Consider the following 15,879-nt stretch of genomic DNA (forward strand, 5'->3'; position numbering starts at 1 on the left):
TTTAACTTGTCGTCCGAGCCCAGTTCTGATGATCCCATGAATGGCCTAGCCGGCCGGATATGGGTGAAGGACTGGAGGTAGGAGGGAAGCTTGTCACTCTGGATCGTTTGTTGTTCGTTGCCTTTGGGCTTCGTCTGATGAACGATCGGATTACCGTTGCCTGACCGCGCGGTATCGGATCATATCTCGAGAAGCTGGTCTTAAGACAGGCTGCAAGCGAGCTGCTCGGCGTAGCTCCAATAAAGCAGCCCTGTCGAACACGTCGATGGCATTGTTGGATTGACTGGGTTGTAAAAGGTAACCCGGTCTGTTGCCGTTCCTTGCGGAACGGGCAACGAGACGATGAGCATTGGCAATGAGAACGATTAAGTGTCGTAAGGGCATTTGGTGGATGCCTTGGCATGCACAGGCGATGAAGGACGTGATACGCTGCGAAAAGCCGTGGGGAGCTGCGAATGAGCTTTGATCCATGGATCTCCGAATGGGGCAACCCACCTTAAATGCTTGGGAATCTGGCGCCGCAGGCGCCGCGAATAGCGAATAGTGAGTAGCGAATAGTTTTTAAATTCTATTCGCTATTCGCTAACAACTATTCGCTGCGTCGCAAGGCGACGCCAGGTTCCAAGCATTGTGATAAGGTATCTGCACCTGAATACATAGGGTGTAAGAAGCGAACGCAGGGAACTGAAACATCTAAGTACCTGCAGGAAAGGACATCAACCGAGACTCCGCAAGTAGTGGCGAGCGAACGCGGACCAGGCCAGTGGCAATTGTGATTAAAGTGGAACGCTCTGGAAAGTGCGGCCGTAGTGGGTGACAGCCCCGTACGCGTAGATATCATGATTGTCCTAGAGTAGGGCGGGACACGAGAAATCCTGTCTGAACATGGGGAGACCACTCTCCAAGCCTAAGTACTCGTGCATGACCGATAGCGAACAAGTACCGTGAGGGAAAGGTGAAAAGCACCCCGACAAGGGGAGTGAAATAGAACCTGAAACCGGATGCCTACAAACAGTCGGAGCCCGAAAGGGTGACGGCGTACCTTTTGTATAATGGGTCAACGACTTAGTGTAACAAGCAAGCTTAAGCCGGTAGGTGTAGGCGAAGCGAAAGCGAGTCTGAATAGGGCGATTTAGTTTGTTGCATTAGACCCGAAACCGAGTGATCTAGCCATGAGCAGGTTGAAGGTTGGGTAACACCAACTGGAGGACCGAACCCGCATCTGTTGCAATAGATTGGGATGACTTGTGGCTAGGGGTGAAAGGCCAATCAAACTCGGAAATAGCTGGTTCTCCGCGAAATCTATTTAGGTAGAGCGTCGAGCGAATACCCCCGGGGGTAGAGCACTGGATGGGCTATGGGGACTCACCGTCTTACTGATCCTAACCAAACTCCGAATACCGGGGAGTACTACTCGGCAGACACACGGCGGGTGCTAACGTCCGTCGTGAAAAGGGCAACAACCCTAACCTCCAGCTAAGGTCCCCAAGTCATGGCTAAGTGGGAAAGGATGTGAGGATCCCAAAACAACCAGGATGTTGGCTTAGAAGCAGCCATCATTTAAAGAAAGCGTAACAGCTCACTGGTCTAAATAAGGGTCTTTGCGCCGAAAATGTAACGGGGCTGAAGCCATGCACCGAAGCTGAGGATGTGTAGCAATACACGTGGTAGCGGAGCGTTCCGTAAGCTGATGAAGGGAGACCCGTGAGGGCTCCTGGAGGTATCGGAAGTGCGAATGTTGACATGAGTAACGATAAAGAGGGTGAGAGACCCTCTCGCCGAAAGACCAAGGGTTCCTGCTTAAAGTTAATCTGAGCAGGGTTAGCCGGCCCCTAAGGCGAGGCAGAAATGCGTAGTCGATGGGAACCACGTTAATATTCGTGGGCCTGGTGGTAGTGACGGATTGCACAAGTTGTTCTGGTTTATTGGATTATCAGGGCAGCGGAGCGGTTCCAGGAAATAGCTCCACCGTATAGACCGTACCCGAAACCGACACAGGTGGTCAGGTAGAGTATACCAAGGCGCTTGAGAGAACTATGTTGAAGGAACTCGGCAAATTGCACGCGTAACTTCGGAAGAAGCGTGACCCCATGGTAGGCAACTATTATGGGGTGGCACAGACCAGGGGGTAGCGACTGTTTATCAAAAACACAGGGCTCTGCGAAGTCGCAAGACGACGTATAGGGTCTGACGCCTGCCCGGTGCTGGAAGGTTAAGAGGAGAGGTGCAAGCTTTGAATCGAAGCCCCAGTAAACGGCGGCCGTAACTATAACGGTCCTAAGGTAGCGAAATTCCTTGTCGGGTAAGTTCCGACCTGCACGAATGGCGTAACGACTTCCCCGCTGTCTCCAACATAGACTCAGTGAAATTGAATTCCCCGTGAAGATGCGGGGTTCCTGCGGTCAGACGGAAAGACCCCGTGCACCTTTACTATAGCTTTACACTGGCATTCGTGTCGGCATGTGTAGGATAGGTGGTAGGCTTTGAAGCGGGGACGCCAGTTTCCGTGGAGCCATCCTTGAAATACCACCCTTATCGTCATGGATGTCTAACCGCGGCCCGTTATCCGGGTCCGGGACAGTGTATGGTGGGTAGTTTGACTGGGGCGGTCGCCTCCGAAAGAGTAACGGAGGCGCGCGATGGTGGGCTCAGACCGGTCGGAAATCGGTCGTCGAGTGCAATGGCATAAGCCCGCCTGACTGCGAGACTGACAAGTCGAGCAGAGACGAAAGTCGGTCATAGTGATCCGGTGGTCCCGCGTGGAAGGGCCATCGCTCAACGGATAAAAGGTACGCCGGGGATAACAGGCTGATGACCCCCAAGAGTCCATATCGACGGGGTTGTTTGGCACCTCGATGTCGGCTCATCGCATCCTGGGGCTGGAGCAGGTCCCAAGGGTTTGGCTGTTCGCCAATTAAAGCGGTACGTGAGCTGGGTTCAGAACGTCGTGAGACAGTTCGGTCCCTATCTGCCGTGGGTGTAGGAATATTGACAGGATCTGTCCCTAGTACGAGAGGACCGGGATGGACATATCTCTGGTGGACCTGTTGTCCTGCCAAGGGCATAGCAGGGTAGCTACATATGGACGGGATAACCGCTGAAGGCATCTAAGCGGGAAACCCACCTGAAAACGAGTATTCCCTATCAGAGCCGTGGAAGACGACCACGTTGATAGGCCGGGTGTGGAAGTGCGGCAACGCATGAAGCTTACCGGTACTAATAGCTCGATCGGCTTGATCGTTCTCATTGACTATGCTCATCGATCGATGTGCCAGACCTTTGTCCTGACGCGCCATGGCGCTGCGGACGGCCCGCCAAACGATTGGCGACGGCCTCTGGCCTGTATGGGTGCCACAAGCACCCGCAGCCGGAAGAGGTTCCAAAAGACGTGTTCAAAACCAGCGAAAGAGAACCAAATAACGCTATTCGCTATTGGCTACTCCCTATTCGCTCCAAATCCAGCTTCTCAAAACAACAAAGTTGCGCTTTGCCGACCTGGTGGTTATGGCGGGGTGGCTGCACCCGTTCCCTTTCCGAACACGGCCGTGAAACGCCCCTGCGCCCATGGTACTTCGTCTTAAGACGCGGGAGAGTAGGTCGCTGCCAGGTCTGCAAAACGCAACTTTGATAAAACAATCTTCTCTAAACAAAACAAACGGCCCATGCCGTCGCAAAAGGGCCGCTCACAAGCGGCCCTTCTGCGTTGAACAGACAGACAAGAAATACCATATTTGCCATAGGCAAAATAAAATGGCGCGGGGTGGAGCAGCCCGGTAGCTCGTCAGGCTCATAACCTGAAGGCCGCAGGTTCAAATCCTGCCCCCGCAACCACTGAAACTTGCAAATTTGCCCACTCCGGGTATTTGCTCTTGAGTTCCTCCGCGTAAGCGTCGAGGAGCTTTTGTTTTTTGGCTTCCGTGTCGATCTCGCCGGAGGCAATCTTCGCCATCAGGTCGTTCTGGGCGGCAGCCAGAAATTGCTGCTCGAGCACGTCAATCGCCTCCATGGATGCCATGATGTTGGCGATTGATCCGTGGACCTGCAGGGATGCCGGCTGATGGCCCGGCGTCTTGCCGATCACGACGGTCTGGATCAAATCGCGCACTATGGGCATCAGCCGCTGCTTGGCTTGTTCATCGGCATTGTGGCGAGCGAGGAAGATGAGCTTGCGGATGATGATCTCCATATTAGTGGGATTGAACTGCGCCTTGAGCTTGGCGATCTTCTCCTGAAAATCCTCCACCGGCTCTGCCAGTGCATTCAGGTCCGCCGCCAGCTTCTCGCGCGTCGCTTCCAGTTCGTCCAATTGATCGTCGAGCGCGGCGAGGCGAGGGCGGCCTTCCGCAGCTCGATCGCTGATCTGCTGGATGATGCTGTTCTGGCGTTGGGTGGTCGCCTTCAGCGCGGCCGTCAGCTCATCCCGTTGGGAAGGCGACTGCTTCAGGAGGTTGACCTTATGCGTAATCATCCTCTGCGAAATGCGATCGAAAATCTCCATCGAGTAGAACGCCACCGGAATGCAGTTCAGGACCCATTGGGCCGCCTTGAGCGATCTTCACGCTGCCATGCCTCGTGCTGGTGCTGCGGAAATTGTTTCCGCTTCTTTGGTTGATGCGATGGAGGAAGGCTGATGGATCGTCTCTCTTCTTTCCTGCTTCGACGCCTGCGTCATGTCCAGCGCCGTAAGACCCGGCGGTTGGCCGTCCGTACCGGCCTGCTGACCATGACCGCCGCCATCGTCGACGGCCATGTCGTCGGCCGCTTTACGCCGGCCTTCGATCAGTCCTATCTGACGGGCGAGGCCGAGCGAGATCGGCAGTGGGTGCGCGATCATCTCGCATCCTTCCTGATCGAGGCCCCGATGGACGCGAGCAGGCGGCCCGACCTCCTGTCCCCCGCATCTGTCTGGCCGGCGCATCTCAAGCGACACTCTCCAACCGGAAGCGGCGTCGATGATACGACGCCTATCTATGCGGTGAGGGCTGTCGGCGAAGCCGGTGAGGTGCCGAGCATCAAAGACATGGCGACAGTGCTTTTGCTCGCAGCGACCATGGAGGAATCGGGTGTTGAGCTGCGCGATGTGGTCTCGCTCCTTCGTCGGCCTGCTGCAGTCTTCGCCGTGGAGGTGCTGGTCGAAGGGTTCGAGCGGGCGCTGCCGCAGCTTGTCGAAGCGACAGCCTTTATGCCGTTCGGCCCCTATGTCGGCATGGCCGCGGATTTTACCTTTGTTGACGAAATCTGGAGGTGGGTAGAAGGCGAAACCAAACGTGTCTTCCTGCAGATTCCGGTCGCCCGGACTGACCGCCCAAGCCGCTCGTCCATGCGGCGCCAGTTGCTCTGGGCCGTGGCGCACGGCTCGCCGGTTCTTGCCGTATCGGAGACTGATCAGGGCGTTCCGGATCAAATCGATCTGACTTGCGACGTGCGGCTTAGCGGCAGCGGAATCGACACTATCCTCATCACGGATCTGCTGGAAGCGGTATACGGAAGCGGCACCGTCTCGTCCCATGCCGGCTCCATTGCCGAGATCGACGCGGGCGCATTGACTCTGGACGATCTTGCCATCGCCATCCGGCCTAGCCGAGCGCTGCTTGCCAGCATTGATGCGCTGGCCGGGCTGGCGGACCACAATCGCGAGGATCGCGACGGTGAAAAAGACAGAGACACTACTGCCTCCGCGCGGCGGCTGATCATGCAGAGCCCCACTGATCGAGCGCGCCAGACATCGCAGGAGCGCACCGCCGATGGCGACGCCTCGTCCTCATCGACGGACAAACGCAAAGGCGGATCGAAAGGCAAGCCGACCGGTGCGGAGGTCATCCAGCCAGAGCCTGCCGACCGTGGAGTGTCGGGAAAGGGTGGACCGGCGCTGCTGGTCGAGACCTTGACCGGATACGGCGCGGCAAAGGACTGGGCGCTCGGGTTGAAATCGGACCTGGCGGATTATCTTGCCGGGGATCTTGCCTGGTCCGATATGAGCACCAAGCTTCTCTTGTCCGGCCCACCGGGAATCGGCAAGACGACCTTTGCACGCGCTTTATGCAATAGTCTGCAAGTGCCTCTGGTCGTCACCTCCGTCTCGACCTGGCTGCAAGGAGAGTATCTTCATGCAGTGCTTGATCGTATGGCGGACACTTTTACCCAAGCGAGGGCACAGGCGCCGTGCATCCTCTTCGTCGACGAGATCGATGGCATCGGCATGAGGGTAAGCGCTTGGAGGCAGTACGCGGACTACTGGAACGCTTGCGTCAACAAGCTGCTTGAGCTCCTCGATGGCGCGGTGAAGAGCGAGGGCGTCATCGTTGTCGGCGCCACCAACCGGCCGAATGAGATCGACGAAGCGATCCGTCGATCAGGGAGGCTGGAGACGCACATCGACATCCCACGGCCCGACATTCTGCCGCTCGCTGGCATTCTCGCCCATCAACTCGGTCCCGATCTCGACATCATCGTGGGAGTGGAAGGTCTGGAAGGAGCGCAGCCATGATCAGGATCACGGAAACCAGACGCGAAACGTTTCGGCCCGATAGCGCTCGGGAAGGAAGTAACGGGGCGGATCGGCATGAAAGAGACAACCTCGTTGCGCAAACTCTCCTGCGTCTGGCAACGCGGGCGATGGGCCTCACCGGCGCCGACATTGAACGCATCGTGCCCGAGGCAAGGCTAAAGGCGCGATGCGAAAAGCGGCGCCTGACTTATGACGATATCGAAGCCGGCATCCGCGGTCATCGACCGCCGGTTCCTTATGACGTCCGCTGGCGATTTGCGATCCACGAGGCAGGTCATGCCATCGTCCATCACGCTCTGCGTCTCGGATCCATCAAGGGCCTAACGATTGATACCAAGGACGGGGGCCACAACGCGGTGTCTTTCGCGACTGGCGCACCGGATACCGCGGAATGGTATGAGCGGCTCCTCGCCATGTTACTAGCCGGACGCGCGGCCGAACTGATCGTGCTCAAATCTGCGTCGGCCGGTTCCGGCGGCGCAGAGCACAGCGATCTCGCCCGTGCGACATGGATCGCTCTCGACATGGAGCAGGCCCTCGGCTTCGGCGGTCATCATCCCTTGCTCTATCTCGCACACCGGGATCTAACCGTTGCCCTGACGCGCGACGTCGAGCTCGCAGATCGAGTTCATCGGCGGCTGGAGTTTGCGCAGGCAAGGGCAACCGAGGTGATCCGCGAAAACCGAGCCGCCTTCGACCGGCTGGCGCGGGAACTCTTTGATCACCAGGCGCTCGATGGGGATGCGGTCGCCGCGATTCTAGGCGCGCCGGCCTGAAAGGCTATCATAGACCAGCACGCCACTGCTCAGACGGCGGCGTGCGAACACTATCAGGACTTGGCCGTCCTGCGATCCACGTCGCCTTTGGTTGCGGGCACGTTGAAACAAATTGAGCTCATTTATTTCAATGCCACGGAAATCCGATTCAGAACCTGAAGATTCCGTTTCTGCGACAAACGCCTTGCGCCGGTCCTCTCTCCATCGACGGCTATCAACGACAACAAGAGGGAAACACTTAGCACCTCAGTCTCAGCGCGAGCTGAACGCGAGGCAGCCGCGGATCCGACGCCGGTAGATAATAATATTAAGAATAATTCAGGGTGAATTTCGGGAAAAGTTAAATAAAATAGCCATAGAAGAAGTTCTAGCGTCTAGAATTAATATAATTTCTCCTTTTATTATAGAAAATATAACCATCGATAACCAGTACTTATCGCTGGTCAGGATCTGATTTAAAATTTACGGCCATGGCGGAAGATAAATCGCATATCGCTTCTGGTTAATTGCTTATTTACCATATCTTCAATGCCTTACGATCTCTCAAAATTGCCGACCCGGACCCTGCTGCGGCTGCTGCGGCCGATTTCTCGCCCCGGCCTCGCATTGGCGCGCCTGGACGAGCGCATCGCCCGTTCTTCGGTCGGACCGGGCGATCGTACCCAGCTGTCCGAGCTCGTTCAGCGGGTCCGGGACGGAAGAGTTCGGACGAACATCGGCAAAGTTCCAAGTCTGGACGATGCGGTCGCCGCCTTCAATTCGACGGAGCGGCGCGCGGGAAAGACGGTCATCCGCATTCTCCCGTGAAAAACAACGGAAGGCGCTGAGCACTGTGCCGCGAGTGCGCTGGTCCCGTTCGCCGGAGGCGCGTCAGCGGTCCGTTGTTGTTTGTGAGAGGATGATGTCACTGCCGGCGGTCACCATTTGTGATCTTTCTGTTGAAACGCATCGCGCCTTGCGCGCGCGACTCGCCTATGAGCCGCCGGAGCCGATATGTTCGCGAGGCAACGGAGAGTGTTGCAGCTCTCGGTAGGGCATGCGACGCCGCGTTGCCAGCCTTATCAGGAAAGTCAGGAGCGGCGGATCTAGCTGTCCACCGTCGATCGATTGCTTTTCGGTCGATTAAGCGCCTATCGACGTATGCATCTGCCCGCAGACCGTAAGGCTCTCACGCATTGCCTTCACCCGCATTTCGGCATCTTCAAATGAATAGGCCCAGATCTTGGCAGACCAAGTCGATTGGCCCATCTCGTATTCAAGTGCGAAGAGATACATTACCTGCCCGTGGTCGTCCGTTCGGACGAATTGAGCGTCAGGCCGTTCGCGCCTGTCGCGGAGTTTATCGAAACTGATTACGCTCATATCGAACTCATCTAGCATTGGGGCATGATGGCTTGCCGTCTATCGCCGAGGCCGAGTGCAAAGCCGACGATAAACGGCCGCCATGCGGCGGCCGTGAAGGCGCGTTACCGTATCAGGCCGCTCGCTTTCCCTTGGCATTTGCTGTGGACTCGGCAATCTGCGTGAGTTTCTTGTCGGTCGCCTCTTCTTCCGCAAGTGTTGCCTGCAGCAGCGGGACGGCGTCCTTGAGGCCGAGTTGCTTTGCCCATGCGATCAGCGTGCCATAGCGAGCGATCTCGTAGTGCTCCACGGCCTGAGCCGAAGAGATCAGTCCGGCATCCAGGGCAACCGTGCCCTTGAACTCCTCCATGATCTCATCAGCTTCGGCAATGATTCCCTGAATGGCTTCGCAGGTCTTGCCACGTGCCGGCTTGCCGATCATTTCAAACACCTGTTCGAGACGTTCGACCTGGGCCTGGGTCTCGTCCCGATGCTGCAGAAAACCGGCTTTGCCTTCCTCCGACTGGGCGGCGCGGGCCATTTTCGGCAGCGCCTTCAGGATCTGTTTTTCGGCGTAATAAATATCCTTGAGCGTGTCGAGGAACAGATCGTTTAGGGTCTTCTCGGTTGCCATTGAGTCCTCCTATGGCTGTTAATGAGCTCTCGCCGGTCGAACATTTGAGCGCGGAGATGACGCCCCGGTAACGGCGGCGCCATCTCTGTCCGGCCAAGGACGAGGCCGACTCAAAGGGTTGCAGTCGGCGATAGATCAAACCATTGCCGGCGTTTGTTGTTCCTGCCCTGCCTATCTTTTCACGAGATCTGGCACCTTACGCACGGACCTCGCCGGATAACGTGAGCGTTATCAATGCTGCGGCATCGCCGCAGGAACGATTTTTGCCGGATCGTCGTTTCAAGTCTGGATCGTGTCGCCTACCAGCGATGCCTTTGGACGATCTGCCACTGCCTTCCGGCATCTTTGTGCGTCCTGTTGCTTTGGAAGAGGTATGCCGATGAGCGAAAATGAGATTTTCGTCCGTTATCGTACAGCAACAATTAAGATGTCCGGAACTTTCCTTTCATCCCAGGAGAGAAAAATGACGTCTTTATCTTCACCACGTCCCGCGTCGCATTGCCAAAAAACATCCTCGGTCGAGCTGGAGATTGTTGAACTGACACCGGCGTTGCACGCGTTTGCCCGAAGATTCCTGCGCAGTGAGGACGACATCGATGATCTCGTGCAGGAAACGCTGCTGAAGGCACTGAATTCAATTCATCTCTACCATCCCGGCACCTCTCTTAAATCCTGGCTCTTCACCATCCTTCGAAATACGTTCTGCAGCAACTATCGTCGCCGGCAGCGCGAGCCGGTCGGGATGGATGTGACGATGGAGCAAGTCGCAATCGCGCCAAGCCAGGAGTGGGCGCTTCGCGAGCGCGAACTGCGACAGGCATTGACGCGCCTCTCCGACGACAGACGCCGTGCCCTGACGCTGGTCGCCGCCGGAACGAGTTATGAAGAGGCCGCCAGGATCTGCGGCTGCCGGGTTGGCACCTTGAAAAGCCGCGTCAGCCGCGCCCGCGAAACCCTGCAATCGCTGCTGGGGAACCAACTCATCGACTGATGCCGCTCCTGTTCCGCCAGCCGCCAATCAGCAATCATCACACAGCCGTCCTTTTATGCGGCTGAACATCGGGAGCCACATGGCGCACCACCGAGGCTCCCGCACCACACGTTCGAGACGCCGCCCCTCGCCGGAACATACCCTCTCTTTTCAGGTTCGGTGGCTGCAGCTTTTCCGAACTCTAGGAGACAAAACATGGATAGGAATGAACCTGGCAAAGGTCTCGCGGTGATCACCGGCGCCTCGACGGGTATTGGCTATGAACTTGCCAAATGCGCGGCGCAGGAAGGCTATGATGTGATTATCGCCGCCGACGAGAGACGCATCCAGCAAGCAGCGGCGAGCCTCAAGGAATTTGGCACTTCGGTCGAGGCGATCGAAACCGATCTTTCCACCGAAGAAGGCGTCGACCGGCTGATGGAAGCCATCGAAGCTTCTGGGCGGTCGGTCGATCTGCTGATGGCCAATGCCGGGCGCGGCCTCGGCAACGGTTTCCTCGACCAGGATTTTGCGCAGGTCCGGAAAGTCGTCGATACGAACATCGTCGGCACCATTTATCTCGTCCAACAGATCGGCAACCTGATGCGCAGCCGCGGCGAGGGTCGCATTCTGCTGACCGGCTCCATCGCCGGTTTCATGCCTGGTTCCTATCAGGCCGTCTACAATGGCACAAAGGCTTTCATCAACAGCTTCTCTTTCGCGTTGCGCGAGGAGTTGAAAGAGACCGGCGTGACCGTCAGCTGCCTGATGCCCGGCGCGACCGACACCGAATTTTTCAGGCGCGCCGACCTCATGGATACCTCCGTCGGACAGGCCAAAAAGGATGATCCCGCCGAGGTTGCCAAGATCGGCTTTGACGCCATGATGGACGGCGAAGGCGATGTCGTGAGCGGCTGGAAGAATAAGCTGCAGGCAGCCGTTGCCAAGGTGACGCCGGCGAGCATTCTTGCGCATCAGCATGCCAAGATGGCTGAACCAGGTTCGGGCAAGGAGTAGATTATCCCGACGGGTCTAACGAGATCGGCAATCACGTCTAGACCCGTCGGGCTGCCGCTCATTTCTCACGCGGCTGCTTCAACCGCCTTCCCGCCGTCACCATCTTGCTGTTGCGTCGTGACGTGATGCCTTCCAACAGCGTCCGGGCGGCATTGCGCACTTCCTCCTGAAAGGCTTTATCTCTTTCGAAGGCGTCGTGGCTGGTGGCGTAGGGCTCCCAATAGCCGATGTAGCGTTCGACCTCGGCCAATGCTCCTGCCGGTATGAGGTCCATCGACGTCAGCCAGTTCGAAACGCTGTGGCGGACATTCTCGACACCTTCGGTATCGCCGTGGACGACGACCGAAAACAGGCGGCCGGAAAGATGGCGAGGATAGTCCCATCCCTGCATCTCAAGCTCTTTGGCCTCCTTGGCATGTTTTCCATGCGTGCTTGTCGGATCCGGATTGCCTCCGTCGGCGCAGACAAGCCGGTCGATCATCAGTTTCAGCGGCGAGGACGTCTGGTACCAATTCACCGGACTGACGATCATGATGCCATGGGCCTCGACCCACATTGGGTAGATATCGTTCATCCAATCGTGGATCTGTCCGAGCGAGTAATTCGGATAGCAGGAGCACGGCCAATGACAGAGTGCGGCCGATGTCGAGAAGCACGCCTTGCACGGATGGATCTGTCGGCCGTATTCGGAAGCGATGCGACTGAGGTCGAGGACATTGACGATGGCGCCGGCGGCGGCGAACACCTCCTTGGCGATTTCGACCATCCGAAAACTTTTCGAAAGCTCGCCCGGACAGGTATGTTCGCTTCGCGACGAACCGTTGATGAGAAGGACGCGCGATGGCGCGCGCTCGTCCTCGAAGCGCGCTTGCGCAGCGCGAATTTCGCCGCTGGCCACAATCCAATCCACGGCGAGATCATAGTCTGGATCGGCAAAGCCTGGTCCAGCCTTTCTGGTTATGGGACTCTTTCGCGAATGGGCGTAAGCATCCCAGGCAGCCGCGGCGAGTTTGCCGAGTTCGGCTTCCAGGGGCTGATACGCTGCATCCATGAACTGGCTCAGGAAACGCGTCTTGAATTCGCTCTCGTCGAGGCGAGGGCTTGGGCTGCCTTTTCGCGGTTCGAGGTCAGGTGCGTCTGCGGCTGGTTCGTCAGGCATGGGGCCTCCACGCATCTATGCGCTCGACACAACGCGGTGAGCCGACTTCTGTTCCGCTGTCTCCAAGTTGCATCATGTATCAAGGATCAGTGATTCAGACCGGAACAATCGGCCGTTGTCCTGGTTCGGAAATGAAGCCGATCAAATATCCCATGCAGCAAGGGGCTTTGCGGTCATGAATTCTCGCAACCAAGCCGTCTTTTCCAATGCAAGACCCGCCGGCTTCGCCCGCATAAATCGCGCCAGCTGGATCGACACACTGCGCGTGGTTGCGGCTGTCATGGTTCCGACGGCTGCCAAAGGCATCATCATTCGCCGCCCGATTATGGAACGCCTGGCACAGCGGCAGGGTCTGGATACCGGCGCCGTCAAGCAGATGCCGCGGCTGGTGAAAAAATATGGTCGGGCACCTCTCCTTTTGCCTATACCATTCCGGCCGCAGTTGCTTATCCTTGACCCTGTCGACGTCTCGACGGTGCTCCAGTGTTCGCCCCAGCCATTTGACACGGCAACCCGGGAGAAGCGTGCCGCTCTTGCGCATTTCGAACCGGAAAACGTGCTCATTTCAGACGCCTCGCAGCGAGCCGAGCTTCGGCCGATCCATGAACATGCTTTGGCAAGCGCGGACCGGCTGCATCCATCTACGGCCCGCTTCAAGGCCATCGTTGATACCGAACTCCTGGAGGTTTTGAACGGCATCGGTTCCGACGGCCGGAACGAACTCGATTGGTCAGCTTTCTCGCAAGCCTGGTTCCGGATTGTCCGCCGGATCGTACTCGGCGATCTCGCACGCAACGACGTCACTTTGACCAAGACCTTGAACGACCTTCGAAGCCGGGCGAATTGGGCTTTTGCAGCTTCCATCGATCGGCGCAAGCGCCGGCAGTTTCAGCAGCAGCTCGGCCAATATCTGCGCCAGCCGGGAGAGGGCAGTCTGATCGGTCGGCTGCCGAAAGGCAGCGATTTCGGTTTGGAAAGCCAAGTGGCCCAATGGCTGTTTGCCTTCGACGCTGCCGGAATTACCATTTTCCGGACGCTTGCGCTGCTTGCCTGCCATCCGAGCTACTGGGCCAAAGCCGTTGACGAAGCCAAAGATCCCGAACTTGATCGTCCTTTCACGCGCAATTGCCTGCTCGAGGCGCTGCGCCTCTGGCCGACGACCCCCGTCATTCTCAGAGAGCTGACGGCGGATATCAAAACCGGCGATAGGACCGTGGCGCGCGGCACTGGCGTCGTTATCTTCGCGCCTTTTTTTCACCGGGATCCGGAGTTGGCTTATGCCAACCGCATGGAACCGAGTATCTGGGGACCGAACGACGCGTTGCCGGCGATCGGATTCGTGCCTTTCAGCGCCGGCGCTGCCATATGTCCAGCCCACAACCTCGTACCGACGATTGCAAGCCTTGCCATTGGCACGCTGTTGTCGGGGACTGATGTCACGCTGCTTCAGCCATCTCTGACAGTCGACGATCTGCCCGGCACCCTCAACCATTTCGATATTCGGCTACGGCTCAGCAGGCAGCGGGTTGGGGCCAGTGCACCGCATGCTGCGGCAGGCTTTCCGCCTCATTGAAATCCATTCCTCGTCGCAGTGGCGATCCGCAGCAACGATAGTCTTTAGATCATTACTACCAGGGGCGGCTCTACCGCATAATGGCGTTGGCCTCGTCGGCAAAGATAGACCTCGCGTTCCGGATGGGCGTCAATTCGAAAGCCGGCGCTGCGCAGCATTGCCTCGGCCGCCGCCTGGTTGGGAATGAACCAGTTTGTCGGATCGGATGCATAGCGTTCTTCGACAAAGAAAAGCTTCGGATATTCAGGCTGGTCGAAGATGTTCCATTCTGAAAAGTCGTAATCTTCCCTAAGGTCGGGAATGCGCTCGTCGCCGCGCTGGAGGCATTGGAACAGCATCATGTCACCGACAGCGTGTTCATAAAGAAGATCCAGCGCCAGCAGGGGGTGTCGCAGGTGATAGAGCACACCCATGAAGATTACCAGATCGAATTTCTCGCCTAGTCGGGCGACGTCATAGACCGACATCTGCCGGAATTCGATTTCCGCTTGCAATTGTTCCGCCGCGAAGCGGGCCTGCGCCAGGTAGCGCGGGTCGGGATCGATGCCGACGACACGGGCGGCGTTGCGGCGTTTCATCTCGAGGGAATAGAAGCCGGCGTTGCAGCCGACATCGAGCACGGTGAAGCCGCTGAGATCGGCCGGCAGCACATGCTGGAACCCTTTCCATTTGAAGGTGGGATAATCTCCGAGGAAATGATCGGCCGCTGTCATGTGGCCGCCGATGTTCAAATTCTGAAACCACGGCCCGAGTTCCTGAATCCGCTTTTGCAGCTCCTGATCTCTCGTCGGCTGTGCTGCATCCATCTCGGCTCTCCTTTGTCATTTATCGCTCGCATGTCAGACGCCGATCGCGGTGCGTCCGGCTTTTGCACGCCGCCGCCAAGTCGACCGCCGCGTGACCTGCGCGCCATCGAAGCCGCCGTCAGGACGGGCCGCGGCGATGAACCACTCGGCGGTCAGACGAAGACCTTCGGCAAGCGGAATCGTCGGATGCCAGTCGAGAAGTTCTTTTGCCCGTGAGATATCGGGCCGTCTGCGCTGAGGGTCGTCTTCCGGCAGCGGCTTGTGGACGACAACGGATGTCGACGGCACCATGGCCAACACCATATCGACCAGCTGGTTGATCGTGAATTCGCCGGGATTGCCGAGATTGACCGGGACGCCCGGATTGGGATCGACATCCATCAGCGCCATCAGGCCCGCGACGAGGTCGCTGACGAAGCAGAAGGAGCGCGTCTGATCGCCGCTTCCATAGATCGTCAGCGGCGCGCCTGATATGGACTGCACCAGCAGATTGGAGATGATCCGCCCGTCGCTCGGCTGCATACGCGGCCCATAGGTGTTGAAGATGCGGGCAACACGTGCGTCCACCTTGCCGGCCCGCAGCGTATCGAAGCAAAGCGCTTCCGCCGCCCGCTTGCCTTCGTCGTAGCAAGCGCGCGGGCCTATGCAGCTGACATTGCCGCGATAGTCCTCCGTCTGCGGATGCTCGACGGGATCGCCATAGACCTCGCTCGTCGACGCCTGCAGGAGCGAGGCATGATGCTGTTCGGCCAGCGAAAGCAAATTGCCGGTGCCCGCGACACAGGTCATCATCGTATGCACCGGGTCTGCCTGGTATTGTGGGGGCGATGCCGCACAGGCGAGGTTGTAGATCTGGTCCAAAGGCTCGTCGAGGCTATGGAGATGGCAGATGTCCTTTTCGACCAAACGAAACTTCGGATGGTTGATCAACGGCCGGACATTGTCCTCCGATCCGGTGATATAGCTGTCGACACAGATCACTCGGTCGCCGCGTGCCAGCAGCGCATCGCATAAATGCGAACCGACGAAACCGGCTCCTCCGGCGACCAGCACAGTCTTCACTCTTCCGTTTCGCGTCCTTTGCAGCATCATGCG

At 57.8% G+C, this 15,879-nt stretch carries 10 protein-coding genes, 1 tRNA gene, 2 rRNA genes and 1 pseudogene; 10 read left to right on the forward strand and 4 right to left on the reverse strand.

All coding sequences use genetic code 11. The features are described from left to right. Positions 1-363 precede the first annotated feature (363 nt). From ACS4RR_RS04675 to ACS4RR_RS04705, 7 genes and pseudogenes are all read left to right on the forward strand, one after another. Positions 364-3,241: ribosomal RNA gene (locus ACS4RR_RS04675) — 23S ribosomal RNA — on the forward strand. Positions 3,242-3,494: 253 nt separating this feature from the next. Further along, positions 3,495-3,609, forward strand: a 5S ribosomal RNA gene (rrf, locus tag ACS4RR_RS04680). Between the two features lie 145 nt (positions 3,610-3,754). Beyond that, positions 3,755-3,831 (forward strand) — tRNA-Met (locus tag ACS4RR_RS04685). 226 nt (positions 3,832-4,057) lie between these two features. Further along, the gene (locus ACS4RR_RS04690; RefSeq protein ID WP_260109550.1) at positions 4,058-4,612 is read left to right on the forward strand and encodes a hypothetical protein; all 555 of its coding nucleotides are present in this window, start codon (positions 4,058-4,060) and stop codon (positions 4,610-4,612) included. Positions 4,613-4,630: 18 nt separating this feature from the next. Then, entirely contained in the window at positions 4,631-6,487 is a 1,857-nt protein-coding gene (locus ACS4RR_RS04695) for an AAA family ATPase (protein ID WP_456189762.1), read from the forward strand. Next, a complete protein-coding gene (locus ACS4RR_RS04700) occupies positions 6,484-7,284 on the forward strand; it encodes an ATP-dependent metallopeptidase FtsH/Yme1/Tma family protein (protein WP_260109548.1) in 801 nt (266 codons plus the stop codon). The genes ACS4RR_RS04695 and ACS4RR_RS04700 overlap by 4 nt, the downstream gene beginning before the upstream one ends. A 654-nt stretch (positions 7,285-7,938) precedes the next feature. After that, a pseudogene (locus tag ACS4RR_RS04705) lies at positions 7,939-8,091 on the forward strand (NADP-dependent oxidoreductase); the annotation flags it as partial. Between the two features lie 667 nt (positions 8,092-8,758). On the opposite strand, the gene ACS4RR_RS04710 reads toward ACS4RR_RS04705, so the two are convergent. Beyond that, positions 8,759-9,259, reverse strand: coding sequence for a YciE/YciF ferroxidase family protein (locus ACS4RR_RS04710; RefSeq protein WP_017967227.1), 501 nt, complete (start codon positions 9,257-9,259; stop codon positions 8,759-8,761). 463 nt (positions 9,260-9,722) lie between these two features. Between ACS4RR_RS04710 and ACS4RR_RS04715 the strand changes: the two genes are divergently transcribed. Both ACS4RR_RS04715 and ACS4RR_RS04720 read left to right on the forward strand, forming a co-directional pair. Further along, on the forward strand, positions 9,723-10,250 hold the full coding sequence (locus tag ACS4RR_RS04715; protein WP_170262995.1) for a sigma-70 family RNA polymerase sigma factor: 528 nt from the start codon (positions 9,723-9,725) through the stop codon (positions 10,248-10,250). A gap of 195 nt (positions 10,251-10,445) precedes the next feature. Then, positions 10,446-11,246, forward strand: coding sequence for an SDR family NAD(P)-dependent oxidoreductase (locus tag ACS4RR_RS04720; protein WP_222280630.1), 801 nt, complete (start codon positions 10,446-10,448; stop codon positions 11,244-11,246). A gap of 58 nt (positions 11,247-11,304) precedes the next feature. Here ACS4RR_RS04720 and ACS4RR_RS04725 read toward each other — a convergent pair whose 3' ends face one another. Then, on the reverse strand, positions 11,305-12,405 hold the full coding sequence (locus ACS4RR_RS04725) for a flavodoxin family protein (protein WP_222280631.1): 1,101 nt from the start codon (positions 12,403-12,405) through the stop codon (positions 11,305-11,307). Positions 12,406-12,580: 175 nt separating this feature from the next. Here ACS4RR_RS04725 and ACS4RR_RS04730 point away from each other — a divergent pair, with 175 nt between their 5' ends. After that, positions 12,581-13,978: a cytochrome P450 gene (locus ACS4RR_RS04730; RefSeq protein WP_456189763.1), complete on the forward strand. Its 1,398-nt coding sequence runs from the start codon at positions 12,581-12,583 to the stop codon at positions 13,976-13,978. Between the two features lie 44 nt (positions 13,979-14,022). Here the strand turns inward: ACS4RR_RS04730 and ACS4RR_RS04735 are convergent, their stop codons facing one another. Both ACS4RR_RS04735 and ACS4RR_RS04740 read right to left on the reverse strand, forming a co-directional pair. Further along, positions 14,023-14,784, reverse strand: a complete 762-nt coding sequence (locus tag ACS4RR_RS04735) for a TIGR04290 family methyltransferase (protein WP_162115716.1) — start codon at positions 14,782-14,784, stop codon at positions 14,023-14,025. A 33-nt stretch (positions 14,785-14,817) separates the two neighbouring features. Next, positions 14,818-15,873: a UDP-glucuronic acid decarboxylase family protein gene (locus ACS4RR_RS04740; protein WP_162115715.1), complete on the reverse strand. Its 1,056-nt coding sequence runs from the start codon at positions 15,871-15,873 to the stop codon at positions 14,818-14,820. Between the last annotated feature and the right edge of the window lie 6 nt (positions 15,874-15,879).

Source organism: Rhizobium zaerense, from assembly GCF_051810725.1.
GTDB classification, from domain to species: Bacteria; Pseudomonadota; Alphaproteobacteria; order Rhizobiales; family Rhizobiaceae; genus Rhizobium; species Rhizobium leguminosarum_I.

Excerpts from the sequence above, each read along its gene's own strand:
- ACS4RR_RS04735 (WP_162115716.1), bottom strand. The coding sequence starts at position 14,784 with ATGGATGCAGCACAGCCGACGAGAGATCAGGAGCTGCAAAAGCGGATT.
- ACS4RR_RS04720 (WP_222280630.1), top strand. The coding sequence starts at position 10,446 with ATGGATAGGAATGAACCTGGCAAAGGTCTCGCGGTGATCACCGGCGCC.
- ACS4RR_RS04710 (WP_017967227.1), bottom strand. The coding sequence starts at position 9,259 with ATGGCAACCGAGAAGACCCTAAACGATCTGTTCCTCGACACGCTCAAG.
- ACS4RR_RS04730 (WP_456189763.1), top strand. The coding sequence starts at position 12,581 with ATGAATTCTCGCAACCAAGCCGTCTTTTCCAATGCAAGACCCGCCGGC.
- ACS4RR_RS04740 (WP_162115715.1), bottom strand. The coding sequence starts at position 15,873 with ATGCTGCAAAGGACGCGAAACGGAAGAGTGAAGACTGTGCTGGTCGCC.
- ACS4RR_RS04695 (WP_456189762.1), top strand. The coding sequence starts at position 4,631 with ATGGATCGTCTCTCTTCTTTCCTGCTTCGACGCCTGCGTCATGTCCAG.
- ACS4RR_RS04690 (WP_260109550.1), top strand. The coding sequence starts at position 4,058 with ATGGCCCGGCGTCTTGCCGATCACGACGGTCTGGATCAAATCGCGCAC.
- ACS4RR_RS04715 (WP_170262995.1), top strand. The coding sequence starts at position 9,723 with ATGACGTCTTTATCTTCACCACGTCCCGCGTCGCATTGCCAAAAAACA.
- ACS4RR_RS04700 (WP_260109548.1), top strand. The coding sequence starts at position 6,484 with ATGATCAGGATCACGGAAACCAGACGCGAAACGTTTCGGCCCGATAGC.
- ACS4RR_RS04725 (WP_222280631.1), bottom strand. The coding sequence starts at position 12,405 with ATGCCTGACGAACCAGCCGCAGACGCACCTGACCTCGAACCGCGAAAA.